At 70.5% G+C, this 24,228-nt stretch carries 23 protein-coding genes, 1 tRNA gene and 1 pseudogene; 11 read left to right on the top strand and 14 right to left on the bottom strand.

Translation table 11 applies throughout. The features are described from left to right. The first annotated feature begins 2 nt into the window (after positions 1 to 2). Entirely contained in the window at positions 3 to 821 is an 819-nt protein-coding gene (locus FF100_RS30970; RefSeq protein WP_139039887.1) for a glycosyltransferase family 2 protein, read from the top strand. Positions 822 to 852: 31 nt separating this feature from the next. Here FF100_RS30970 and FF100_RS38455 read toward each other — a convergent pair whose 3' ends face one another. The 4 genes and pseudogenes from FF100_RS38455 to FF100_RS30960 form a co-directional block, all read right to left on the bottom strand. Further along, the gene (locus FF100_RS38455; protein WP_281287344.1) at positions 853 to 984 is read right to left on the bottom strand and encodes a hypothetical protein; all 132 of its coding nucleotides are present in this window, start codon (positions 982 to 984) and stop codon (positions 853 to 855) included. A 761-nt stretch (positions 985 to 1,745) separates the two neighbouring features. Then, positions 1,746 to 2,226, bottom strand: a pseudogene (locus FF100_RS38720) (restriction endonuclease); the annotation flags it as partial. A 153-nt stretch (positions 2,227 to 2,379) separates the two neighbouring features. Then, entirely contained in the window at positions 2,380 to 3,003 is a 624-nt protein-coding gene (locus tag FF100_RS30965) for a DsbA family oxidoreductase (RefSeq protein WP_139039886.1), read from the bottom strand. A gap of 349 nt (positions 3,004 to 3,352) precedes the next feature. Then, positions 3,353 to 3,427 (bottom strand) — tRNA-Gln (locus FF100_RS30960). Positions 3,428 to 3,575: 148 nt separating this feature from the next. On the opposite strand from FF100_RS30960, the gene FF100_RS30955 reads away from it, so the two are divergent. Together FF100_RS30955 and FF100_RS30950 are read left to right on the top strand one after the other, a co-directional pair. After that, complete coding sequence (locus tag FF100_RS30955) at positions 3,576 to 4,331, top strand: SDR family oxidoreductase (RefSeq protein ID WP_139039885.1); 756 nt, start codon at positions 3,576 to 3,578, stop codon at positions 4,329 to 4,331. Positions 4,332 to 4,600: 269 nt separating this feature from the next. Then, positions 4,601 to 6,214: a peptide chain release factor 3 gene (locus FF100_RS30950; protein ID WP_139039884.1), complete on the top strand. Its 1,614-nt coding sequence runs from the start codon at positions 4,601 to 4,603 to the stop codon at positions 6,212 to 6,214. A 39-nt stretch (positions 6,215 to 6,253) separates the two neighbouring features. Here the strand turns inward: FF100_RS30950 and FF100_RS30945 are convergent, their stop codons facing one another. Continuing rightward, positions 6,254 to 6,706 (bottom strand): response regulator, encoded by a 453-nt coding sequence (locus tag FF100_RS30945; protein WP_139039883.1) that lies wholly within the window; start codon positions 6,704 to 6,706, stop codon positions 6,254 to 6,256. A gap of 160 nt (positions 6,707 to 6,866) precedes the next feature. Next, positions 6,867 to 7,337: a BLUF domain-containing protein gene (locus FF100_RS30940; protein ID WP_139039882.1), complete on the bottom strand. Its 471-nt coding sequence runs from the start codon at positions 7,335 to 7,337 to the stop codon at positions 6,867 to 6,869. Between the two features lie 231 nt (positions 7,338 to 7,568). On the opposite strand from FF100_RS30940, the gene FF100_RS30935 reads away from it, so the two are divergent. From FF100_RS30935 to FF100_RS30925, 3 genes are all read left to right on the top strand, one after another. Continuing rightward, complete coding sequence (locus FF100_RS30935; RefSeq protein WP_139039881.1) at positions 7,569 to 8,942, top strand: flagellar hook protein FlgE; 1,374 nt, start codon at positions 7,569 to 7,571, stop codon at positions 8,940 to 8,942. Between the two features lie 178 nt (positions 8,943 to 9,120). Continuing rightward, entirely contained in the window at positions 9,121 to 11,001 is a 1,881-nt protein-coding gene (gene flgK, locus FF100_RS30930; protein WP_139039880.1) for a flagellar hook-associated protein FlgK, read from the top strand. A 14-nt stretch (positions 11,002 to 11,015) separates the two neighbouring features. Continuing rightward, a complete protein-coding gene (locus FF100_RS30925) occupies positions 11,016 to 12,812 on the top strand; it encodes a hypothetical protein (RefSeq protein WP_139039879.1) in 1,797 nt (598 codons plus the stop codon). A gap of 192 nt (positions 12,813 to 13,004) precedes the next feature. Here FF100_RS30925 and FF100_RS37400 read toward each other — a convergent pair whose 3' ends face one another. The 4 genes from FF100_RS37400 to FF100_RS30910 all read right to left on the bottom strand — a co-directional run bounded on the left by FF100_RS37400 (position 13,005) and on the right by FF100_RS30910 (position 16,203). Beyond that, positions 13,005 to 13,148, bottom strand: a complete 144-nt coding sequence (locus FF100_RS37400; protein ID WP_171070401.1) for a hypothetical protein — start codon at positions 13,146 to 13,148, stop codon at positions 13,005 to 13,007. 221 nt (positions 13,149 to 13,369) lie between these two features. After that, positions 13,370 to 14,272: a LysR substrate-binding domain-containing protein gene (locus FF100_RS30920; protein WP_139039878.1), complete on the bottom strand. Its 903-nt coding sequence runs from the start codon at positions 14,270 to 14,272 to the stop codon at positions 13,370 to 13,372. A gap of 114 nt (positions 14,273 to 14,386) precedes the next feature. Beyond that, a complete protein-coding gene (locus FF100_RS30915) occupies positions 14,387 to 14,977 on the bottom strand; it encodes a glutathione S-transferase family protein (protein WP_139039877.1) in 591 nt (196 codons plus the stop codon). Between the two features lie 14 nt (positions 14,978 to 14,991). Beyond that, positions 14,992 to 16,203, bottom strand: a complete 1,212-nt coding sequence (locus tag FF100_RS30910) for an ABC transporter substrate-binding protein (protein WP_139039876.1) — start codon at positions 16,201 to 16,203, stop codon at positions 14,992 to 14,994. Between the two features lie 305 nt (positions 16,204 to 16,508). Here FF100_RS30910 and FF100_RS30905 point away from each other — a divergent pair, with 305 nt between their 5' ends. Then, the gene (locus FF100_RS30905) at positions 16,509 to 17,714 is read left to right on the top strand and encodes an iron-containing alcohol dehydrogenase (RefSeq protein ID WP_139039875.1); all 1,206 of its coding nucleotides are present in this window, start codon (positions 16,509 to 16,511) and stop codon (positions 17,712 to 17,714) included. Between the two features lie 532 nt (positions 17,715 to 18,246). Here FF100_RS30905 and FF100_RS30900 read toward each other — a convergent pair. Beyond that, positions 18,247 to 18,636: a DUF1801 domain-containing protein gene (locus FF100_RS30900; RefSeq protein WP_139039874.1), complete on the bottom strand. Its 390-nt coding sequence runs from the start codon at positions 18,634 to 18,636 to the stop codon at positions 18,247 to 18,249. 226 nt (positions 18,637 to 18,862) lie between these two features. Between FF100_RS30900 and FF100_RS30895 the strand changes: the two genes are divergently transcribed. Beyond that, positions 18,863 to 19,201, top strand: coding sequence for a porin family protein (locus FF100_RS30895; protein WP_246102582.1), 339 nt, complete (start codon positions 18,863 to 18,865; stop codon positions 19,199 to 19,201). Between the two features lie 6 nt (positions 19,202 to 19,207). Here the strand turns inward: FF100_RS30895 and FF100_RS30890 are convergent, their stop codons facing one another. The 3 genes from FF100_RS30890 to FF100_RS30880 are packed head-to-tail and all read right to left on the bottom strand — an operon-like array spanning position 19,208 to position 21,212. Beyond that, positions 19,208 to 19,690 carry a hypothetical protein gene (locus FF100_RS30890; protein WP_139039873.1) on the bottom strand — a complete coding sequence of 161 codons (483 nt, stop codon included), beginning with the start codon at positions 19,688 to 19,690 and terminating at the stop codon, positions 19,208 to 19,210. Beyond that, the gene (locus FF100_RS30885; RefSeq protein ID WP_139039872.1) at positions 19,683 to 20,048 is read right to left on the bottom strand and encodes a rod-binding protein; all 366 of its coding nucleotides are present in this window, start codon (positions 20,046 to 20,048) and stop codon (positions 19,683 to 19,685) included. Before FF100_RS30885 ends, FF100_RS30890 begins: the two co-directional genes overlap by 8 nt. A 45-nt stretch (positions 20,049 to 20,093) precedes the next feature. Continuing rightward, positions 20,094 to 21,212, bottom strand: a complete 1,119-nt coding sequence (locus FF100_RS30880) for a flagellar basal body P-ring protein FlgI (protein ID WP_139039871.1) — start codon at positions 21,210 to 21,212, stop codon at positions 20,094 to 20,096. Between the two features lie 235 nt (positions 21,213 to 21,447). Between FF100_RS30880 and FF100_RS30875 the strand changes: the two genes are divergently transcribed. The 3 genes from FF100_RS30875 to FF100_RS30865 form a co-directional block, all read left to right on the top strand. Beyond that, positions 21,448 to 21,864, top strand: a complete 417-nt coding sequence (locus tag FF100_RS30875) for a flagellar assembly protein FliX (protein WP_139039870.1) — start codon at positions 21,448 to 21,450, stop codon at positions 21,862 to 21,864. Between the two features lie 112 nt (positions 21,865 to 21,976). After that, the gene (locus tag FF100_RS30870; RefSeq protein ID WP_139039869.1) at positions 21,977 to 23,353 is read left to right on the top strand and encodes an MBOAT family O-acyltransferase; all 1,377 of its coding nucleotides are present in this window, start codon (positions 21,977 to 21,979) and stop codon (positions 23,351 to 23,353) included. 13 nt (positions 23,354 to 23,366) lie between these two features. Beyond that, positions 23,367 to 24,228 (top strand): hypothetical protein (locus tag FF100_RS30865; RefSeq protein WP_205825097.1); only part of this gene is annotated, 862 nt, incomplete at its 3' end.

Below are 24,228 nucleotides of genomic sequence, written 5' to 3'. Positions count from 1 at the left end.
CGATGATCTACGCCGCGGTCTGTTGCACGGCCCGGGACGAGGCGCCGATCCTGCGGGAATGGATGGCGTTCCACCGCGCCGTCGGCTTCGAGAAGATCATCCTCATCGACAACGGCAGCACCGACGCGACGGCGGAGATCGTCGCCTCGTTCCGCGACCGGGCGAGCGTCGACCTCATCGACCGGCCGGACCGCAGCAGCCAGATCGCGCTCTACGACGGCGTGCTCGCCCGCTACGCCGGCGCGGTCGAATGGATCGCGTTCATCGATGCCGACGAGTTCCTCTACCCGGTCGACGGCACCGACATCCGCCACACGATCGCGAGCTTCGGCGAGGTCGGCGCGATCGCGGTCCATTGGCACGTCTACGGATCGAACGGGCATCTCGCCCATCCCGACGGACTGACGATCGACAGCTTCACGCGCCGTGCCCCGGACGATTTCGTCTACAACCGACACGTCAAGTCCATCGTCAACCTCAAGCACGCGCACCGGGCGAGAACGTCCCATCTCTTCGAGGTCGAGGGCGGCATCGTCGACGATGCCGGCCAGGAACTGCCGATGATCCCGCCCTACGGCCTCTTCATGGATAAGCTGCCGACCTACGCGCGCCTGAGGATCAATCACTATCACGTCCGGTCGAAGAGTTATTATTGGAGCAAGGCGACGCGCGGCTATTTCGGCATCGACGACGGCAAGCTCGACACCGAGGAGAAGATCAGGGCGATGTTCGAGGCCCACGACCGCAACGAGGTCGAGGACCCGTCCGCCCAGAGATTCAAGCCGCTGATGCGGTTCTACCTTCAGGACGGGACGGGCTGACGGCGGGAGCGCCCGGGGTATCGCCCCATTCTCACCGCGTCCTCGCGCGTCCCTGGCCAAAGGCCTGCTCGTCGGCGAGATCCCCGAACACGAACTGCCCGCGCTGGCCGTTGCTGAGCGCCACGATCGCCGATCCGGTCATGAAGCCGGCCTGCCGCGTCACGATTGCCTCGCCCCGCACCCGGGCACCATAGGTCACCACGCGGGCGAAGCCGGCGGCGGCGTAGGCCTGTTCGAGCTCGCGGGCGGCGGCGAAGATCTCGGCGGCGGAGACGGCGCGTCCGGAGAGGCGGGCGAGCGCCGGCAGGCCGCCCTGGACGTCGAGGCGTCGGACGGAGAGGTTCTCTGCGCCGGGTGGCGCGTCCGGCCCCTGTCTCTGTCGGGGATGAGGATGGCACCGCCCTGGCGCTGAAGGGGGGCTGAAGGAGGGCGAGCGCGGCCGGGCTCGTCACGGGGGAGGTGGCGCTTTGGAGGGCGGGCTCGCGCTGCGGCTGGGTCTTGAGCTTGCTGTGCCCGCGCCGGTCCTCATGCCTCGATCTAGGATCCTCAGCGGGGGCGTGGTTCACTCCACTCCTCCTGCCTTGATGGCGATGACGGGCGTCTTGCGAAGGCGATCGCCTTGTTTTGCAGCTAAATGTGTTGGCAGTAACATGGGGTAATGATTTGGACAAGTGTGCAGTCAGATGCTTATCACTTGTATATACTGACGTATATGTCGACTATCGGTCAATATACTGACTGAAGCGAGATCGATTTGCCATGCGATGGCTTTATCGCGCGCAGGGCTGGATGATATCGTAGCAGATCTTCAGTCTCATTATCGGGCAAAAACCCCGGTCTCGGCGTCTCAATCTTCTCCTGCCTGCAAGCTCAGCCGACGGCGTCCGTGATGCGCCGTAGACGAGCGTCGAGGTTGCGGTGTTGCTGCACACCACGATGAAGACCGGCGGCATGCCGCTGCCGGCCCGCGCCCTCGGTTAGCCAGATCGCGGTCTCGACCGCCTCGACAGCCAGAAGAACGGCCGGAGCCGATGCCAGTCGCAATCGCAGTCGCAGTCGCGGCGCCAGTGCCGGGGCAGTCGCTGGGTCGCCGGGGTGACGCCCCAATCCGCCGGGTTGGGCAGCGCGCCGGGACGCGACGTGGCCGCGGATCCCGTTGATCCGGCGTAGAGGCCTGCTCCGCGGAGGAAAGGCCGGACTCGTCCCCCAGCGTCCGATCGCCCTGCTTGGCCTTGCCTGATTGCTTCTCCGGCTTCGGGACGGCAGGTGTAAGCAACTCCGATCAGCGACGGCCCTGAATGGGCGGCCGCTCGAGCGGCTGGCCGTCCTTGTCGAGCGCGTGATGACGTGTCGGGGCGTCGTCGGGAGAGTTGAGAAGCGGCTGCTCGAAGAACGGCTTCGCCACGCGCCCCTCCCCGCGGCAACCTTACCGTGCCGGCACTGTCGCAAGCCGTAAGGCTCAGCTTCGAGCGAGGCCAGACCCGCAAAGGCCGCGTGACTGTTGATCGTAGATAGCGTGTTTGGTTGCAGCCCTCGCGCGAGGCTCCGTGGCAGCATCTCAGGCCGCGGTCAGGGCCGCGAGCCACTGCTCGGTCGGCTGTGCTCCCGAGACCGCCCATTTGCGGTCGACGATGAAGAACGGCACGCCGGCGACCTGCATCTCGGTCGCCTGCCGCTCGATGGATTCGACCCACTGCCTCAGCTGTGCGTCGCCCATTGCATCCTCGACGACATGCCGCTCCAGCCCTGCCGCGACGCAGATCTCGCGCAGAACGCAGGGATCGCCGACGTCCCGGCCCTCCTCGAAATAGGCGCGGAACAGGGCGTCGACGACCGGATCGGCCCGTCCGTGCCGGGTCGCTGCCGCGATCAGCATGTGGGCGCTCCGCGTGCTCGGCGTGCGCGTCATCCGCCCGAACGCGAAACCGATGCCCTCCTGGTGCCCGAGTTCGGTCATCTGCGCGTCGAGCTGCGCGGCGCGCTCGGCCCCGAACTTGCGGGCGCGGTAGAGCGCGCGCACCATGCCCTCGGCCGGCATGGCGGGGTTCAGCTCGAACGGCAGCCATTCGACCGTCGTGCTCTCGCGCAGACCGAGCTGGTCGAGGGCGCGTTCGAGCCGGCGCTTACCGACATAGCACCACGGGCAGATCACGTCGGAGAACACGGAGATGGTCAGCGGCATGGTGTGCTCCCGATCAGCCTCGGCATGGCCGATCGCAGTCCTGAACGTTAGCCCTGCCTGGTTAGGATTTGGAGCATGCGTTGCGGATCGAACTCGATGATGACTCGCTCCCGGCATCATGATGGGTGGCGCCTTTAGCGCTACGCTCGCCCCATCGGCCAGCATCATCCGAGGCATGCTGGCTGTCTCGGTTGAGCATCGTTCCCAAGCTTAAGCGAAGCCGCGTTCAACCTCGGCAGTGCAGTCGTGGAGCTCCAGCCGTGGCACGCGCCTGAATGTTGCGACTCGGCAGGTCAAGCGATCCCGAGAAACGCCATAGGTGCCTGAATTTGATAGGGACAGTAAAAAATGGCTGGGGCGCCAGGATTCGAACCTGGGAATGGCGGTACCAAAAACCGCTGCCTTACCGCTTGGCGACGCCCCAACGCGCGGCTGGCGCTTCCATAGCCGGGCGAACCCGCGCTGGCAACCGGGGCATCGGCCTGACGCGATGGTTGGAGCGCCTTTCGGGCTCGTGTATGCCGGAGCGCGCCGACGGCAACGATTCAAAAGAGACGGGGAGGAGAGGCGAGATGAGCACGCAGAAGGTCGCGCTGGTGACCGGGGCCGGCTCGGGGGTGGGGCGCGCGGTGGCGCTCGGGCTCGCGGATGCCGGGTACGACGTGGTGCTGTCGGGGCGGCGTCCCGAGCCGCTGCAGGCGGTCGCGGGCGAGATCGAGGCCAAGGGCCGGCGGGCGCTGGCGCAGCCGACCGATATCGGCGACGAGGCCTCGGTGGCCGAGCTGTTCCGCCGCGTCGGGGAGGAGTTCGGCCGCCTCGACGTGCTGTTCAACAATGCCGGCATCGGCGCGCCGCCGGTCGAGCTCGACGAATTGCCCGTCGCGACCTGGAAGGCCGTGGTCGACACCAACCTCACCGGTGCCTTCCTGTGCACCCAGGGGGCGTTCCGGCTGATGAAGACGCAGCAGCCGCGCGGCGGGCGCATCATCAACAACGGCTCGATCTCGGCGCACGTGCCGCGGCCGTTCTCGGCGCCCTACACCGCCACCAAGCACGCCATCACGGGCCTCACCCGCTCGACCTCGCTCGACGGGCGCGCCCACGACATCGCCTGCGGCCAGGTCGATATCGGCAACGCCGCCACCGACATGACGGTGCGCATGCAAGCCGGCGTGCCCCAGCCCGACGGCTCGACCCGGCCCGAGCCGACCATGGACGCCAAGCACGTCGCCGACGCGGTGGTCTACATGGCGAGCCTGCCGCTCGATGCCAACGTGCAGTTCATGACCGTGATGGCGACCAAGATGCCGTTCATCGGCCGCGGCTGAGAGGGGAGGGGCCCCCGGACTATCCGGGGCCTCCGGCCTTCGGCCGTCCAGGGAGCCTCCAGGCCCCGGGGTCGTCCAGGGGCGCCCTTCCGGCCCTGGCTCGTTCCAAGCGGCCTCTGGCCCTCGGGCGCCGGCATGGGGTAGAGAGGCGGCGCGGGCGCCGACGCGGTGCCCGCGCCTCCCCGTGTGGGGATCTCCGCATGTCCCAACCGACGACCGGGCCCCGACGGACCCGAGACAGAAACCCGGGTCCGGGCTAGACACCTCCCATGCTGATGCAGACAGACGCCCCGCGCGCCCCCGCCGATCCGGTCGCCCGGCGCCGCACCTTCGCGATCATCTCGCACCCGGATGCCGGCAAGACCACGCTGACCGAGAAGCTGCTGCTGTTCGGCGGCGCGATCCAGCTCGCCGGCGAGGTCAAGGCCAAGCGCAACCGCGTCTCGACCCGCTCGGACTGGATGGGCATCGAGAAGGAGCGCGGCATCTCGGTCGTCACCTCGGTGATGACCTTCGAGTACGGCGACTGCGTGTTCAACCTGCTCGACACGCCGGGCCACGAGGACTTCTCGGAGGACACCTACCGGACGTTGACCGCGGTCGATTCCGCCGTGATGGTGATCGACGCGGCCAAGGGCATCGAGGCGCGCACCCGCAAGCTGTTCGAGGTCTGCCGCCTGCGCGACATCCCGATCGTCACCTTCGTCAACAAGCTCGACCGGGAATCCCGCGATCCCTTCGACCTCCTCGACGAGATCGAGAAGACGCTCGCCCTCGACGTCGCGCCGGTGACCTGGCCGATCGGGCGCGGCCGGAGCTTCGCCGGCACCTACGACCTGCTGCGGCGGCGCGTCCGCCGGCTCGACGCGGCGGACGATGCCGGCACGGTGCCGGTGTCGGGCCTCGACGATCCGCTCTTCGACACCCTGCTGCCGGAGGCCGGCGACGCCGCGACCTGGCGCGAGGAGGCGGAGCTGGCGGAAGGCGGCTGCAAGCCGTTCGACCTCGAGGCCTTCCGCGAGGGGCACCTCACCCCGGTCTTCTTCGGCAGCGCCCTGCGCAATTTCGGCGTGCGCGACCTGATCGACGGACTCGCCGAGGTGGCGCCGCCGCCGCGGGGCCAGGACGCCGACATCCGCGCCGTCTCGCCGACCGAGCCGAAGATGACCGGCTTCGTGTTCAAGATCCAGGCGAACATGGACCCGAACCATCGGGACCGCATCGCCTTCATGCGGGTCTGCTCCGGCAAGCTCAGCCGCGGCATGAAGGCCCGGCTGGTGCGGACCGGCAAGCCGATCTCGCTCTCGGCGCCGCAATTCTTCTTCGCCCAGGACCGCGCCATCGCCGACGAGGCCTATGCGGGCGACGTGGTCGGCATCCCCAACCACGGGACACTGCGCATCGGCGACACGCTCACCGAGGGCGAGGAGCTGGTCTTCCGCGGGGTGCCGAGCTTCGCGCCCGAGATCCTGCGCCGGATCAAGCTCACCGACGCGATGAAGGCCAAGAAGCTGCGCGAGGCCTTGCAGCAGATGGCCGAGGAGGGGGTGGTGCAGCTCTTCCTGCCGCAGGACGGCTCGGGCGCGATCGTCGGCGTCGTCGGCGCGCTGCAGCTCGACGTGCTCAAGGAGCGGCTCCAGGCCGAGTACGGCCTGCCGATCGACTACGAGCCGACCCGCTTCACGATCTGCCGCTGGATCGAGTCGGAGGACCAGGTCGAGCTCGACAAGTTCATCGGCTCGCACGGCTCGTCGATGGCGAGCGACCTCGACGGTGCGCCGGTCTACATGGCGACGACCGGCTTCTCGCTGCGCTACGAGGAGGAACGGGCGCCGGCGATCCGCTTCACCGACGTCAAGGACTACCAGAAGCGGCGGGCGTGAGGCCGCGGGGATGCCCGGCGCCGGGACCGGCGCCGGGAGCTAGAACTTGCCGAGCAGCGGGAAGTCGACGCTGAGGCTCGAGACCGGGCCGACCGGGGTCTCGCGCTTGCGCGGCCGGCCGTTCAGCACCTGCTTCAGCTTGGTCTTCAGCAGCGACAGGTCGAACGGCTTGAGGATGAAGGCGTCGGCCCCGGCCAGGTGCGCGACGTTGATGTCCTCGAAGCTGAACGAGGTCTCGGTCAGGATGAACGGGGTGTTCATCAGCGCGTCGTCGGCGCGGATCTCGCGCAGGAGCTGGATGCCGTCCATCGGCTCCATGTCGAGGTCGGAGATCACGAGGCCGTAGCGCCTGGCGCGCAGCTGCTCGAGCGCCTGCGGCCCGTCGGTCACGCCCTCGACCTCCGGGAAGCCGAGGCGGTTCATCAGCTCGGTCACCAGGCGGACGAGTTTGACCTGGTCGTCGACGATCAGGATCGGAGGTGCTTCGCTCATCGGAACCAGCCAGGGGTTTCAAGTTTCGTGACGGATCACCGGGGGCTCCCGGCGGTTCCCACGGCATTTTCCGACGCGGCGGATGCCGGTTCGCCGTGGAAAATGCGGCACATTCAAGAGCCTAGCGCCTCGATCGATCGCCGCGCGATCGGGCGATGCGCTAGACGAACAGGTGGTCGATGCCCTGCTTGGCCATCGTGTCGGCCTGGAGCGCCTGGGCGAGCGCATAGACCGTGCTGGCCTTCGGGGTGCCGCGCTGGAGCATCGGCCCCAGATTGGCCTTCTGAAACAGCGGGTCGTTGGTCGGCGTGCGCAGGACCGCGGCGAACGAGGTCACGAACTCGCGCTTCGCGATTTCCCGCCACTCGACGATGTGCACGTCGCGGTGCCGGGGATCCCCGGAGATCCGCTGGAACGTCTCCTGCACCGACATCCGCTCCCCTTCGAGGATCTGGATGAAATAGCCCTGATCGACGATCAGCAGGCTGGTGATCACCGAGAACTCGTTCTTCTTCTGCGCGTGCCGGGCGATGTCGTTGATCTGCTGCATGCGGACCATCGGCTCGGCGGAGAGCTGCGCCCGCGAGAAGTAGATCAAGTGGATGAGGCTGCTTCGCTTGCTCGTGCGCATATCCCTGGGTCCAGCGCCGGTCCAGGAGTGCAGCTAAGGGCAAGAGGTTCAACACCGCGTAAACGGCGTCCGGCCGCATCCGGCAGATTTTGCCGCGCGCGGCGGCCCGCGCCCGGCGGGAATTGCCGCTCCGGCCGCGCAGCATTCAATGAAATCAAGGGCTTGGCCCTGGCACACGGCTTGCGGACCCCTGTCCCGGGTGATCGGGTTCGAGATGGAGTCCCAGGAAAGATGGACGTTTTCAGCGCTCTGCAGACCTCGGTCTCGGGTCTCAAGGCCCAGGCCTTCAGCCTCGAGAACATTTCGGGCAACATCGCGAACTCGCAGACCGTCGGCTACAAGCGGATCGACACCGACTTCGTCGACATGCTGGCCGAGCAGCCGGCCAAGCAGCAGACCGCCGGCTCGGTCGCGGCCTTCTCGCAGCTGACCAACAGCCTGCAGGGCAACGTGGCGGCGACCGGCATCGCCACCAACATGGCGCTGAGCGGCAACGGCTTCTTCACGGTGCAGACCAAGGGGGGCGACGCCGCCGGCGCGCCGGTCTTCTCGAGCACCAACCTCTATACCCGCCGCGGCGACTTCTCGGTCGACCGGGACGGCTACCTCGTCAACGGCGCCGGCGCCTACCTCACCGGGCAGAGCCTCGATCCGGCCACCGGCCAGCCGACCGGCTCCGGGCCGATCAAGGTCTCCGACGCGGCTCTGCCGGCGAAGCCCACGACCAGCCTCTCCTACGAGGCGAACCTGCCGAGCAGCCCGACCACGGCGTCCGGCACGGCGCTGCTGGCGGCGCTCCCCGGGGGCGATGCCCGGGTGCTGTCCGGCGTTGCGGCGGCCCCGCCAGCGGTGGCTGCCGCGGATACCGCCGCCTTCACCGCGGCCAGCCTCGCCGGCGGCGAGCTCACGGCCTATTCGGGCACCGGCACGCCGGTGAGCGTGCAGCTGCGCTGGGCCAAGGTGGCGAATGCCGATGCCGCCGCCGGCACCAGCGACACCTGGAACCTGTACTACGCCAACCAGACCGGCTCCGGCACGACGGCCGCCACCTGGAAGAATGTCGGGGTGGCCTTCACCTTCAACGGCAGCGGCCAGCTTACCTCGCCCAGCATCAACAGCCTTACCCTGCCCGACCTGACGGTGAACGGCACCAGCCTCGGTGCGCTCGCGGTGAATTTCGGCACCGGCGGCCTGACCCAGTACGGCTCGTCCGGCGGCCAGGTCACCACCACCACCCTGCAGCAGAACGGCTACGCCGCCGGCACCCTCAACTCGCTCGCCGTGACGAATGACGGCAAGCTCACCGGCACCTATTCCAACGGCAACAGCGTGGCCCTGGCCCAGGTCGGGGTGGCGCGGTTCAACGCGCCCGACGCGCTCAAGGCGGTCTCGGGCGGCAACTACGCCCAGACGGCGGAATCCGGCGAGCCGCTCGCCGGCCTCTCCGGCGGCACGATCATCGGCGGCAACGTCGAGCAGTCGAACACCGACACGGCGGGCGAGTTCTCGAAGCTCATCGTCACCCAGCAGGCCTACTCGGCCAACACGCGGGTGATGTCGACCGCCCAGCAGATGATGTCCGACCTCATCAACGTGATCCGCTGAGCGGGACCCCGCCGGGCGCCCCGGCGCCGGCGCGGACCGCCCCGCCGCTTCCACCGGACCCGGTCGGCCGCACGCGGCGGTCCCGGACCCGGCCCATCCCGAGACGCCGGAGCGCGGCGCGGCCCGAAGGGACGCGGCGGCACGGCCCGGCCCTCACCCGCTCACCCGGATCCGCCCGATGTCCCTCAACGCCCTCAACACCGCGACTGCCGGCCTGCAGGTGACGCAGGCGGCGATCGGCCTCGTCTCGCAGAACGTCGCCAATGCGGGCAGCGCCGGCTACGTCAAGCGCGTCCTCACCCCGGTGGCGCAGCTCGGCAATTCGGGCGTCGCGACGGGCACGATCACCCGGACCCTCGACGCGGTCTCGCTCAAGCAGTTGCGGCTCGAGACCGCCGGCGCGTCCTATACCGGGCTCACCGCCAAGGTGCAGGGCCAGCTCGACGCGCTCTACGGCACGCCCGGCAGCTCCGCGGCGCTCGACGGGGTGATGAACGGCTTCACCCAGGCGCTGCAGGGGCTGACGACCGATCCGACCTCCGCCGCCTCGCGGGCGGCGGCGGTGGGCGCGGCCCGGACCGTCGCCACGACGATCTCCGGCATCGCGAACGGCGTGCAGGATCTGCGCAGCGGCCTCGAAGCGCAGCTCGGCGCCGACGTCGCGTCGGCCAGCACGCTGCTGTCGCAGATCGCCGCGCTCAACACCAAGGTCGTCGGCGCCACCGGCAATTCGAGCGGCGATACCAGCGTGGCCGAACTCCTCGACCAGCGCGACCAGGCGATCAACACGCTGTCGCAGTATCTCGACGTCCAGGTGAGCGAGCAGCATGACGGCTCGGCGACCCTGCTCACCGCCTCGGGCGCGACGCTCGTCGATCACGGCGCGGCGGCGACCCTCGCCTTCGACGGCCGCGGCAGCTTGAACGCCGCGGTGCAGTACACGACCGACCCGGACACACGCGGCGTCGGCACGGTGACGGCGACGACGCCGGCCGGCGCCAGGATCGACCTGATCGCCACCGGGGCGATCCGCTCCGGCTCGATCGCCGCCGCGGTCTCGCTGCGCGACGACACCCTGGTCCAGGCCCAGCGCCAGCTCGACGACCTGGCCGGCGGCCTGTCGCGGGCGATCAGCGACCGTCCGGCGACCGGAACGGCGGCCGCGGCCAACGGGCTCACCGGCTTCGACATCGACCTCACCGGGCTCCAGGCCGGCAATGCCGTGACCCTCGGCGTGCGCAACGCCGCGGGCGCCGGGCGCAACCTGATCCTGATGCCGACGAACGGGGCGGCGCCCGACCCGATCGACCCGAGGCTCACCGACGATCCGACCGCCCTCGTGGTGCCGGTCGACATCTCCGGTGGGCCCGCGACCTTCGCGGGCGCGATCGGCGCGGCGCTCGGCCCCGGCTTCACCGTGTCGGCGACGCCCGACGGGGCCGCGGGCTCGGTGCGCCTCCTGACCGACCCCGCGACCCTCGCGCTCACCGGCGCCGCCGCCTCGGTCACCGTGCCGACGAGCGCCGCCGACACAAAGACCGGGAGCGGCCAGCTCGCGCTGTTCGTCGATGGCGGCAACGGCAACACGGTGTTCACCGGCTCGTTCGAGGGCGGCTCGCACCTGACGGGCCTGTCCCAGCGCCTCGCCGTCAACCCGGCGGTGGTCGCCGACACCTCGGCCCTGGTGAATTACGCCGGGACCACGACCTCCGGTGACACGGCGCGGCCGCAATACCTCGTCGACGCGCTCACCGGCCGCAACCTGACCTTCTCGGCGGGCAGCGGCATCGGCGGCGTCAGCGCGCCCCGTTCCGCCACGGTGATCGGCTTTGCCCAGTCGGTGATCGACGCGCGCGGCGCCGCGAGCGCCGAGGCGCAGCAGCTCGACGAGGGCCAGGGGATCGCCCTGTCCTCGGCCCAGAGCCGCTTCGGCAAGGAATCCGGCGTCAGCGTCGACGAGGAAATGTCCAAGCTGATCCAGCTCCAGACCGCCTACAGCGCCAATGCCCGGGTGCTGACCGCCGCCCGCGACATGCTCGATACCCTGCTCAGGCTCTAAGAGGACCGCCCGCGATGACCATCGCCCCCTTCGCGGCCGGAACCGCCGCCGCCGACCTCAACACCCGCCGCCTCGTCGACATGAAGGCGACGCTCGGCACGCTCTCGAACCAGATCGCCAGCGGCCGCACCGCCGACACCTATGGCGGCCTCGGCAGCGGGCGCACCCAGAGCCTCGCGGCGCATGCCCAGATCTCTGCGCTCGACGGCTACATCGCGGCGGCCGGCACCGGCACGACCCGGGTGGCGCTCGCCTCGGCGAGCGTGCAGCAGGTCGCGACCCTGTCCTCGGCGGCGTGGAGCAGCCTCGTCAGCGCCCGCACCGGCACCGGCACCTCGTCCCGCTCGACCCTGCAGCAGGGCGCCTCGGGCCAGCTCGGCGGCGCCCTCGACGCCCTCAACCAGAGCACCGGCGGCCAGTACGTCCTGGGCGGCCGGGTCACCGACCGGGCGCCGGTGGAGAGCATCGACCGCATCCTCGATGGCGATCCCGCCGCGGGTCTCGACGGGGTGCGCAGCGTGATCGCCGAGCGCCAGTCGGCCGATCTCGGCCTCGGCACGCCGAAGACCGGGCGGCTCGACCTCGCGGGCGTGGGCGCGGGCGTCAGCCTGTCGGAGAGCGCGTCGCCCGACGTGCGGGCAAATTTCGGCTTCACCCTCGCCCATGCGGTCAGCTCGAACCCGGCCGGCCTCGCGGTCGCGGTCCAGGCCGGCACGCCGCCTGACGCCACCCTGTCCTTCGCCAGCCAGCCGAAGGACGGCGACATCGTGCGGGTGACGGTGCAGAATGCCGATGGCAGCCAGGGCTTCGTCGACGTCACCGCCCGGACTGCCGGGACCGGCGGGGAGGGCAGCTTCGCGATCGGTGCCGATGCGGAGGCGAGCGCCCGGAACCTCGCCGCGGCGCTCGCGGGCAAGACCGTGCTCGGCGTCCAGAGCGCGGGCGCGCCCGGCGCGACGGCCGTGCTCGCCGGCGGTACCCCGGCCTCGATGACCGTGACGGTCGGGACGGGCCTCGCCGCCGGCGACAGCGTCCAGGTGACGGTCGGCCTGCGCGACGGCACCAGCAAGACCCTGAGCCTGAAGGCCGCCGCGGATGGCGGCACCGCCGGCACCTTTGCGATCGGCGCGAGCCCGGCCGAGACCGCCGCCAACCTGCGGGCCGCCCTGGCGACGGCGCTCGATACCACCGCCGCCACCGACCTCGCGGCGAGTTCCGCCACGCGGGCGGCGAGCGACTTCTTTGCCGGTTCGTCCTCGCCGGGCCTGAGCCCGCGCCGGGTCGCCACCGACGCCGCAAGCAATGCCACCGGCTACGTCGCCGATCCGAGCGGCCGTACCCTGATCTGGTACAAGGGCGACGACACGTCCGCCGACCCGCGCCGGACCGCGACCGTCCCGGTCTCCCGCGACCAGTCGGTGGCGATCGGCGTCCAGGCCAACGAGGCGCCGTTCCGGGCGGTGCTGAGCGGCCTCGCCGTCCTCGCCACGACGCCGTTCGACGCGACGGATGCCGACGGCACCCGCTTCGACGCCTATTCGAGCCGGATCCAGACCCTGCTCAAGCCCGGCGACGGCCAGCCCTCGGTGCAGGGCGTCGCCGCGGAGCTGAGCCTGGCCTCGGCCCAGATCGCCACCCAGAAGGACCAGAACACCGCCACCAAGGCCATGCTGCAGAAGACGGTCGACGGCGTCGAAACGGTCTCGACCGAGGAGGCGGCGGCCAAGCTCCTGACGCTGCAGAATCAGTTGCAGGCGAGCTACCAGACGACCTCGATGCTGTCGAAGCTGTCATTGACGAATTACATGTAAGCCGACGGACCGGGAGCTGAAGGATATGGCGTCGTCCCGGTCTCATGCCGCCGCGCCGTCGAACGGATCCGTTCGACGGCGCAAGGCAAGCCCGAACGGGCGTCGGTGCTGATGCGCTGGATGCCTCGGCATCGCCGTGTCGATGCCGAGGCGCGAGAGTATGAGACCCCGAATTCGGACGGTCTCCTCACATCAGCTCTGCGGTGCCGATCGTCGGTGGATGAGGAGCCGCATCGCAGCGATCAGGATGCCGGCCAAGGCCGCGAGCATCGCCCCGAGCCTGGTCGGGTGCTCCAGCAGCCTCCTCTCCGCTCGGACGGCGGATTCCAGCTTCATGTCCGGGCGGATATCGCGATCGCGGAACACGCGGACGTGGACCCGGCCGCCGTCGCGGATGTCGCCGGAACGTTGTCCTGGACGGCGGTGGAGATCGCGGCGGCCAGTTCCTTCCGCCTCTTCCGGCGAGAAGGCGGCGTTCTCCCGCCGGAGACGAGAGGCCGCGGTCGATGGACGAGGAAGCCTGAGCGCACCCGGTCACGCGCCGAGCCGGGTGCCGATCACTCCCCGCCGCCCCGCACCCGCGCCAGCACCAGATCCGTGAAGGTCCGCGCATGCGGCATCTCCGGCGCCGGCTGGCGCACCAGGGTCATCGGGGCGACCGGGGCCGGGCCGGCGATCTCGCGGTAGCGCACGCCTTCGGTGGCGAGCCGCGCCATCGAGCGCGGCACGATGGCGAGCGCGATGCCGGTGGCGACGAGGTTGACCACCGAGGCGAGCTGCGGCGCGTTCTGGGCGATGTGGGGCGAGAACCCGGCCGCCGCGCAGGCCGCCATGATGCCGTCATAGAGCGCCCGGCCGTTGCGGCGCGGATAGACGATGAAGCCCTCGTCCGAGAGGTCGGCGAGGCCGATCGGGCCGGGCTCGGCGGCCAGCCAGTGGGTCGCCGGCAACGCCACCACCATCGGCTCGTCGAACAGGTGGCGGGCCCACAGGTCGTCGACCTCGCCCTCGTCCGGGCGCATGAAGGCGACGTCGACCCGGCCGGACCGGAACGCGGCGAGCAGGCTCGCGGTCGTCTCCTCCAGAAGCTCGACCTGCACGTCCGGGTAGGCGCTGCGGTAGTCGCGGATCGCCCCGGTCACCAGGGGATGGAACGAGGCGGACGAGGTGAAGCCGATGCGGATCTGGCCGACATCGCCGGTGGCGATGCGCAGAGCCCGGGTCTTGGCGGCATCGACGGCGGCGAGCACCGCCCGGGCATCGTCCGCGAAGGCGCGACCCGGCTCGGTCAGCGCCACTCCCCGCGACAGGCGCTGGAGCAGGGCGGTGCCGACCTCGGTCTCGAGGCTCTTGATCTGGTGGCTGAGCGCCGGCTGCGCGATGTTGAGCCGCTCCGCCGCCCGGGTGATGCTGAGATCGTCGGCCACCGCGACGAAGTAGCGAAGATGGCGAAGCTCCATCGCGCCGGTTCCCCCCTGATCCCCGGCCTTCGCCGCGACCGCCGGATTCACGTCCGTCTGCCCTACGATAGCCGAGGTTCGGGGGGAGCGCATGGGGCGCGAGGGAATGCCCGCTTATCCGCGCGGCACGGTGTCCCGCACCGACGGCCGGTCGGCTTGCGCATCCCGGAAGGCCGCGACCGTCGGGCAGAGCCCGCGCCAGTCGTGGTCGGGGAAGCGGAACACCAGGTAGTCCAAAGCCGTGATCGCCGCGATCGCCGGCAGGCCGAACGGCTCTTGCACCGTCTCGAACGCCGCATCGAGGCGGCGCAGGCCCTCCCGCATGGTGCGGAAGCGCTTGGTGCCGACGAGGCCGCTATCGAAATCCGGTGCCGACTTGCGGCCGATGATGACCGCGACCGCGGCGTCGAACACCCCGATCGCGACCCCGGCCGCCGAGAGCGCGGCGGCTCCGCCCGCCAGCACGGCCGGCTTCGATCCTGTCGCGTCGAGATGGGCGAGGATCAGGAGCGCCTCGGTCAGCCGCGTGCCATCGTCGGTGACCAGCGTCGGCACGCGGCCGGCCGGGTTGGCGTCGAGGAAGGCCGGGTCGTCGGCCCAGGCGTCGACGAAGGTGGTGTCGACCGTCTCGTTCAGGCCCTTCTCGATCAGGGCCATGCGGACGATGCGCACGAAGGGCGAGGTCGGGTTGGCGAAGAGCTTCATCGGGCGGGCTCCGGTCAGCCGGCGGTGGTCAGGGGGCAGCCGCTCTTGTCGGCGGGGGTGAACAGTTTGTCGCCCGGGATCGTCTCGATGACGCGATAGAGGTCGGCCTTGCTCTTCGCTTCCTTGGGGCTCTTCACCTCGACCAGCATCATGTCCATCACCACCCGGCCGTTCGCCTGGATGCGCGGGTTGCCGTAGAAGCCGTCGTCGATCGGCAGGTCCTTCATCGCCTTGTTGACGGCGCCGGCCTCGTCGGTGCCGGCCTTCTCGACGGCTCTCAGGTAATGCCTCACCGACGAGTAGGCGGCGGCGTGGCCCATGGTCGGCACGACGTTGCCGTTGCGGGCCATCAGGCGCTTGGCCCAGGCGCGGCTGGCGTCGTTGGCATCCCAGTAGAAGTTCACCGCCATGCGGATCCCTTGCGCCACGTCGAGCCCGAGCGCCACGGTGTTGTTGGTGAAGACCAGCATCGCCACCACCTTCGAGGTGATGCCGAATTCCCGCGCCTGCTTGATGGTGTTGACGAGGTCCGGCCCGGCATTGGCGAGCCCGATCACGTCGGCGCCCGACGACTGCGCCTGGATCAGCTGCGACGACAGGTCGGTGGCCCCGAGCGGATGGCGGATCTCGCCGACGACGGTGCCGCCCGCCGCCTTCACGGCCTTGCCGGCATCCGCCGCGAGGCCGTGACCGAACACGTAGTCGGCGGTGATGAAATACCACTTCTTGCCGCCGCTCTGCACCACGGCGCCCGCGACGGCATTGGCGAGCTCGCCGGTCGAGGGCACCCATTGCGTGCCGTAGGGCGAGCAGCCGGGGCCGGAGAATTGTGAGGCGTAGCCGCCGGTCACCATCGTGGTGATCTTGCGCTCCCGGGCGTAGGCCTGCACGCCGAGACCGACCGAGCTGGCGCCGCCGAGCACGAAGGCGGTGACGCCGCGCTGGTCGACGAGCTGGCGGGCGAGGCCCGAGCCGATGTCGGGCTTGTTCTGGTGGTCGACGCCGATCACCTCGATCGGCCGTCCCAGCACCTTGCCGCCGAACTCCTCCGCCGCCATCGTGGCGGCCAGCACCATGTTCGGCCCGCCATTGCCGGAATACATCCCCGACAGGTCCTCGATCACGCCGATGCGCAGCGGCGTCTCGGCAGCGAGCGCGGGTGCGCTGAGCGTCGTGGCGAGCAGGCCGGCGACGGCGGCGCGTCGCGTCCAGGACGTGCAGGACATGGGCGTTTCCTCGAAGCGGGCATCGGCCGGTCTCGCGCCCGTTCTCGGGCGTCGGGGCGATGCGGGATGGCTGCCGAGGGTATTGCGGGGCCCTTCGATCGCCGTCCAATAGTTTGCGCACCACCCCGTCATCGTTTCCCGATATGGCAGGGCGTGATGCGCGGTGCGGCGCGCCGTCATCGTCGCCGGCTATGGCTCGCGCCCGATCTTTGTATTGGACGGCGCCCCCCTGCCCGGGCGACACCGCCGGCACGATCGCGAGGGCCCGGCGAGACAGGCGCCCCGCTTCCCGAGGAGATGCCCGCATGATCACCAGCTTCTACATGCCGACCCGGATCGTCTCCGGACGCGGGGCGCTCGCCACGATCGGCACGCTCGCCCGCGACCTCGGGATGACCCGGGTCCTGGTCGTGTCCGACCCGGTGATCTCGGCGCAAGGGTTCCACGCCGATGCGCTCGCGGCCCTCACTGATGCGGGAATTGCGGTCGCGCGCTTCGACGAGTGCGGGATCGACGCCCGCTGCTCGCATATCGACGACCAGGGCGAGCGGGTGCGCCGCGAGGGGATCGACGGCGTCGTCTGCATCGGCGGCGGCTCGGTGATGTGCACCGGCAAGGGCATCGCCATCGTGGCGACCAACCACAAGCCGATGGCCGAGTGCACCGGCGTCGGGCAGTTCGACCGCAAGGCGCTGCCGATGATCATGGTGCCGACCACCGCCGGCTCCGGCTCGGAGGTGTCGCAATGGACCATCGTCAAGGACGAGGTGCGCCACCTGAAGCTCCTCGGCGGCGGGCCCTTGAGCTTCCCCGACGCCGCGATCCTCGACCCCGTCACCCTCCGCTCGCTGCCGATGCACGTCGCCGCCCTGCCGGCGGTCGACGCGCTGACCCACGGCGTCGAGGCGTATCTCAGCGGCATCGCCTCGCCGCTCACCGACGCGGTGGCGCTGGCCGCGGTCCGGCTCCAGGCGGCGTCCCTGCGCGCCTCGATCAATGCCGACGACGACCGCGCCCGGGAGGACAACCTGGTGGCCTCCTGCATGGCCAACATCGCCTGCGGCAACGCCCGGCTCGGCCATGGCCACGCCCTGTCGCTGCCGCTGGAAGGCCATCTCGACCTGCCCCATCCCTACGGCGTCGGCGTGCTGCTGCCGCACGTCGTCACCTTCAACCTCGCGGTGCTGCCCACCAAGGTGCGTCCCCTCGCCGAGGCGCTGGAGGTCGAGACCGCGGGCCTGTCGCGCCCGGAGACGATCGCGGCTTGCGCCGAGGCGATCCGGGCGCTCTACGCCGATATCGGCTTTCCCACCCGCTTCACGCCCGAGCAACTGCCCCGCGAGCGGGTGCGCGAGATGGCGTTGCGCGCCGTGCCGGGCCTCTATGCCGGCATCGCCGCCAAGGATTTCGATCCGGCGAGCGCCCACGACCGCACGATCATCGCGAGCCCGGCGGCGCGCAAGATGACGGTGAAGCAGGCGGAGGAGATCTTCGAGCTTTGCGTGGGGTGAGCTTTCCGCCGTGAGACCGGGACTGCCCCGAAGCGGGTGCGCCTGCTCAACGCACCCGCGGCAGACGGCCGGCGCTTCATCCGGCGGAGTCGAGGCGTGCTCAGGGTGGAAAGCAGGTCCCGGGCTTGAGCATCACGGACCTCGGTTCCCATTGTCCTCGCTTGGCGGAGAGCGGCCTTGTCGGGCTCTCCCGCTTCCCTCGCGGGCTGCTGCCGGCCGATCTGCTCGAGCGGATCGTTCAGCGTCAAGCGAGTGGTCTTCAGTGACGGGTGGACCGATGCGTTGCTGGAACCCGATCAGCCTTTACGGAAAACCCTCCAGGCGCCGTTTCCGCACACAGCGTCAATCCGATAGGGCTTGTCGCGCGGTTTCCACGTCGAAGTCTGGCGCGCGGCTGGATGGGCGCGGCGCCTGACGGCAAACACATGGGGCTATTGAAAAATGCACCGCTGGTGGCCGGTGCGGTTTGGGGCGGAATGACACCCCAAGGTATGCGGTCCCGTCTCGATCGGGATCGAATTCCGGGAAAACGTCAGGCCGGCAGCCTCAGGGCTCGCCGTCGCTCGATACGTGCCGCTACCAGCAGTTCGCGGACGGCCGGATCGACAAGCTGTTCTAATTGCATCAGCGGCAGATGGCGCATAGCCTTGCCTGTACCTTGGAGCAGGCGGGTTAAATCGCCTAGATTTGCACCTTGGTAGAATGCGAGATTTACATGATACTTATAGGGTAGCGCACAAGCATAAGCCTCGCTCATCTTCTTCGGACCCCAACCCCAGCTCACCGCCCGATCACCCGGCCGTGCAACCTCCACAAGGCCGGGATGCAGTTCTAGGGCCAGCGCCCTCAACGCGCGAAGAAGCACACCATGCTGGGGCTCTAGCCCGATGATCTGCTCAAAGGTGCCGATAGCTTCATTCATGCATGATGCCTCATTTGGAACGCCGCTCTCACCTGTTTCCCGACATCCGAGCGTATACCCAAAATGGCTATGAGCGGCGCAAGCCGCCGCCCGTATCGCCGATTCGATCGGTTTCGACCCCTGTCCGCGCATCCCGCACGACCCCGCGCCGGAGGCCGTGTCCCCCACGCCCTGGCGCACCAGCCCCCGCCATGCTTCTCTCCACCCCGAACGAGAGGGCAGGCCATTGCGCACCACATCGATCATCCTGGCGGCCGCCGCCCTCGCCGCTTCCCTGCCGGCCCACGCCCTCGACGTGCGCGACCTCCCCATCGCCAAGGCGCCCGAAACCTGCCCGCACGAGGGGCCGGGCTTCGTCCGCTTCACGCCCGGCGGACCCTGCACGCGGATCAGCGGCCGGGTGCGGGCCGAGGCCGGCACGCCGGTCCCCGCCCGGCCCGGCGCGGGGCTCGACGGGGCGGCGCGGGGCGTGGTCAGCGGCTCCGGCCGGGTCGCGATCGATACGCGGACGCAGACCGAGTACGGCCCGGCCCGGGCCTATATCCGGCTTGGCACCGGGCACTGACGCGTCTCACAGGCTGCGCGACAGCACCAGCGGCGCGCTGCGCGTCCGGCCGTAGGGCGAGGGGGCCGGGCGGCCGCCATAGCCGGTGCCGTAGCCCTTGGGCTCGCCGCTGCGGGTGATCTCTGCCGAGAGACTGCGCAGCAATCCTTCCGAGACCGAGCGGGCGGTCGCCAGCACCGCCTGGTTGGCCGCGACGGCGTGCGAGAAGCGGCCATGCGCCTCGCGGAGCGCCGCGATCCCCTCGGGGGCGAAGCGGGCGAGCGCCACGGCGTTGGCCTTCACCGCCTGCAAACCCTGAAGGTAGGCGCCGGCGAGCGCGGTCTTCTGCGGCGCCTCGGACAGGCCCTCGGCGAGGCGCCCGACCCGGACGTGGTCGCTCTCGCGCATGAGCAGGGCCTCGAGGTCGCGCATCGTCGACAGCGTGTCGGCGATCAGGCGCTCGGCGGCGCCGGCATCGGCGACCGGGGCGGGGCGGGCGACCTCAGCCATGGGCGCCACCCTGCAGCCGCAGCATCTCGCGCATCACCTGGTCGCCGATGCCGACGCCGCCGCTCTGCACGATCGACTGGGCGTATTCCTTGTTGAGCATCGACCGATAGACGCCGCCGCCGGTGCCGTTCTCGCCGAGCGGCCCGTCGGTGCCTTGCGAGCGGTTGAGCACGTCGAGGCTCTGCTCCAGGAACATCGACTCGAAGTCCCTGGCGGTCTTCTGCATCTTGGTCTTGTCGGCTGCCGCCGCGGGGGCGGTCTTGTCGGCTGCCGCCGACAGGCTGGAGCCGACGGCCCCGGCGAGGGCCTGGCCGACCGCCAGGCCGGCGGAGGCCGCGAGGGAAGCGAGGGGAAACATCGGCGTGAACCTCGTCGGGAGTTGAGCGAAGGGGGGAGGGCGGCCTCACATCACCTCGATGTCGGCCTGGAGCGCGCCGGCGGTCTTGATCGCCTGGAGGATCGAGATCAGGTCGCGCGGGCCGATGCCCAGCGCGTTGAGCCCGTCGACCAGCTCGCGCAGGGTCACGCCCTCCTTGACCAGGGCGAGCTTGTTCTTCTCGCCGGCATCGACCTTGAGGGCGGTGCGCGGCACCACCACGGTCTCGCCGTTGGAGAACGGCGCCGGCTGGCTGACCTGCGGCTGCTCGGTGATGGTGACGGTGAGATTGCCCTGCGCCACCGCCACGGTGGAGACCCGCACGTCGCGGCCCATCACGATGATGCCGGAGCGCTCGTCGATCACCACCCGGGCGGTCTGGTCGGGCTCGACCTTGAGCTGCTCGATCTCGGTGAGCAGCCGGATCATGTTGCCCTGGTAGCGCGGCGGCACCTGCAGGGTGACGGTGGAGGGATCGGTCGGCTCGGCGGTGTCGGCGCCCATGAAGTCGTTGATCGCCGCGGCGATCCGCTTCGAGGTGGTGAAGTCCGGGTTGCGCAGGGACAGGCGCAGGCACTTCTGCTCGTTGAGCTTGAAGGCGATCTCGCGCTCGATCACCGCGCCGTTGGCGATGCGGCCGTTGGTCGGCACGCCGCGGGTGATCTTGGCGGCGTCGCCCTCGGCCTGGAAGCCCGCGATGGCGAGCGAGCCCTGCGCGACCGCGTAGGCCTCGCCGTCGGCGCCGAGCAGCGGCGTGACGAGCAGCGTGCCGCCCTGGAGCGACTTGGCGTCGCCGAGCGACGAGACCGTGACGTCGATCCGCGTGCCCTGCGCCGCGAAGGGCGGGAGGTTCGCCGTCACCATCACGGCGGCGAGGTTGGCGGTGCGCATGGTCGCGCCGCGGGTGTTGACCCCGAGCCGCTCCAGCATCGCCTGCACCGACTGCTTGGTGAAGGGCGCGTTGTTCAGCGTATCGCCGGTGCCGTTGAGCCCGACCACGATGCCGTAGCCGATGAGCTGGTTGCTCCGCATCCCCTCGACGCTGGCGAGGTCCTTCACCCGCGACAGGGCAAGGGCGGGATGGGCCGGGAGGAGGGCCAGGAGAAAGGCCGTGCAGCAGGCGAGGACGAGGAGGCGGAGGCGCATGACGGGGTCCCGAAACTCGAGACACAGGACTGCCAGGACCGTGCCAGCCCGTCCGACGAGCGTAAGTGTCTGGTAAGGTTACCGCTTCGTTTCGGCGCCGGAGCGCGGGCGGACGATCCGGGCCCGGTCGTTTTCGCCCCGCGGCAAGTTCTGCCGCCCTGTTTACGGCGCATTCACCATACCCGGGCGAGGTTTGGGCCGAGACCAGCGAACCCCGTGACCCGGACCCGATCCCATGCGTGTCGACACCCGCCTCGCGGCTACCCCCCTGTCGGGGGCCGGATCGCGCACCCTGCCGGCAGGCGGCGTGTTCACCCTCGGGATGGAGGCGGCGCGCGGGCCGGTGAGCGCCGGCAGCGCGATGCCGCTCGCGAGCCTGAGCGCGATCCTGACCCTCCAGAGCCAGGACGAGATCTCCGCCGACCGCCGCCGCCGGGCGACGAAGCGCGGCCACGACCTCCTCGATGCCCTCGACCGCCTCAAGGCCGCCCTGCTCGGCGGCCGCGTCGCCGCGAGCGAGCTGAAGGCCATCGCCGGCCGCCTCGCCGAGCGCAACGGCAGCACCGGCGACCCGCGCCTCGACGACCTGATCGGCCATATCGAGCTGCGGGCGCAGGTGGAGCTGGCCAAGCTCGGGATGGCGGGGGGCTGACAGGGGCGCCACCCTCGGCCGTTGACGCGTCACCCTCGCTCCCCCACAACGGCGCCCGTTCGAAGACGGGCGGCCCTGGTGTCGCCGCAAGACCCGCGTCACCCCGGCCTCGATGCTGTTCAACTCCTTCCCGTTCCTCCTCGGCTTCCTGCCGGTCGCCCTCGTCCTCCACGCCGTCGTGGCCCTGCACCGGCCGGGCTGGCGGCTGCCGCTGCTGGTCGGGCTCTCGCTCGTCTTCTACGGCTGGTGGGACCCGCGCTTCGTGCCGCTGCTCGCGGCCTCGATCGGGCTGAACTGGCTCGTCGCCCGGTGGTTCGGGCGGAGCCGTGCGGCACTCCTCATCCCGCTCGCCATCGCGGCGAACCTCGCGGTGCTGGCGCTGTTCAAGTATGCCGGGTTCCTCGCCGGCCTCGCTTCGTTCCTGCCGGGGCTCGCCGACCTGCCGCAGCCGAGCCTCGCGCTGCCGCTCGGCATCTCGTTCTTCACCTTCCATCACGTGATGTACCTGACCGACCTGCGCGCCGGCCGGGCGCCGCAGATGGACCTGACGCGCTACGCCCTCTACATCGCGTTCTTCCCCCAGGTGCTCGCCGGCCCGCTGGTGCGCTGGAGCGAGATCCTCCACCAGTTCGACGAGAAGCCCTATGCCCGGCCCGACGCCGCCGAGCGGATCGGGCGGGGCCTGATGCTGCTCTGCCTCGGGCTCGCCAAGAAGGTCTTCCTCGGCGATCCGCTGGCGGCCTACGCCAACCCGGTGTTCCAGGCCGCCGCGGAGGGCAAGGTCGTCAGCGTCGTCGAGGCCTGGCAGGGTACGCTCGCCTTCACGTTCCAGATCTACTTCGACTTCTCGGGCTACACCGACATGGCGCTCGGCCTCGCGCTCCTGTTCGGGATCGTGCTGCCGCAGAACTTCGACGTGCCCTACCGCGCCACCTCGCTGCAGGATTTCTGGCGGCGCTGGCACATGACCCTGTCGCGGTTCCTGCGCGACTACCTCTACATCCCGTTCGGCGGCAACCGTCGGGGCTTGAGCGTCCAGCTCGCCGCGCTCTTCGCCACCATGACCCTCGGCGGCCTGTGGCACGGGGCCGGCCTCACCTTCGTCGCCTGGGGGGCGGCGCATGGCGCCGGGCTCGGGGCCGGATTGCTGTGGCGCCGGGCCGGGCTGCCGATGCCGGCGCTCGTCGGCTGGGCCCTCACCTTCGCCTTCGTGGCCCTGACCTGGGTGCTGTTCCGCGCCACCAGCTTCGAGGCGGCGCTGACCGTGTTCAAGGGGCTCGCCGGCCTCGCGCCGGTGGGCCACGGCTTCAAGTGGCGGGCCTTCGTGCCCGCCGCCCTGGTGGCTTTGGTCGGCCCGACCGCTTGGGGCGCGGTCCACCGCCTGCCGCCGCGGCCGGCCCTGGCGATCGCCTTCGCGGTGCTCCTCGTGGCGGTGCTGCTGCGCATCGGCGACGACGCCAATTACGAGTTCATCTACTTCCAGTTCTGAGGGGAGCCGATCGATGCGCGCCGACCCCCCGAGCTCGGACGCCGCGTGGCGGCGTTTCGCCGTCCGTCTCGTGGCCGCGGCGGCCGGGCTGCTCGCCGGCTACCTGGCGCTGGCGCTCGCGGTCGATCCCTACGATACCGGCCGGCCGCGGCTCCTCGCCCGCGACGGCGTCCGCCCGCAGGGACCCCGCACCGCGACGGCGAGCCGGGGCCGCGATCCCGCCTTCACGGCGGCGATCGTCGGCAACTCGCACATCCAGCTGATCGCGCCGGAGCGCCTGCGGGCGGCGACCGGGATCCCGTTCGTGCAGCTCGCGGTGCCGGGTACCGGACCGGGCGAGCAACTGCTCGTCGCCGATTACTTCCTGCGCCACCACCCGCAGGCGCGGGCCCTGGTGATCGGGGCCGATGCGTTCTGGTGCACCGGCGACCCCGCCCTGCCGCCGCAGCGGCCGTTCCCGTCCTGGCTGCTGGCCGCGGACTGGCCGAGCTACCTGCGCGGCCTCCTGCGCATCACCGTCGCCCAGGAGGTGGTCAACCGGATCGGCTGGGCCCTGCGCTCCGCCCCGCGCCGGGCGGCGCCCGACGGCTACTGGGACTACGAGCCGGATTACCTGCGCCTCGGCGATCCCGACATGCCGGCCCGCGTCGCCTCCCGGGCGAAGGCCGCCCCAGACGGGCCCGATCCGGGGGAGGGCGGTCCCGGCTTTCCCGCGAGCACCCGCCTGCGCGCCCTCGCCGAGCGCCTGCCGCCCGAGACCGCCCTGGTTCTGGTCTTTCCTCCGATCGCCCCGGCGACGCGGCCGCGGCCGGGCACGCCCCGGGCGGCGGCGGCCGCGTCGTGCCGCGCCGCGCTGGCGGCCGCGGTGGCGCCGC

Origin of the sequence: Methylobacterium terricola (assembly GCF_006151805.1) — a bacterium.
GTDB lineage: Bacteria > Pseudomonadota > Alphaproteobacteria > Rhizobiales > Beijerinckiaceae > Methylobacterium > Methylobacterium terricola.
The sequence above is the reverse complement of the archived record's forward strand: the minus strand, read 5'-3'. Positions and strand labels throughout refer to the sequence as shown.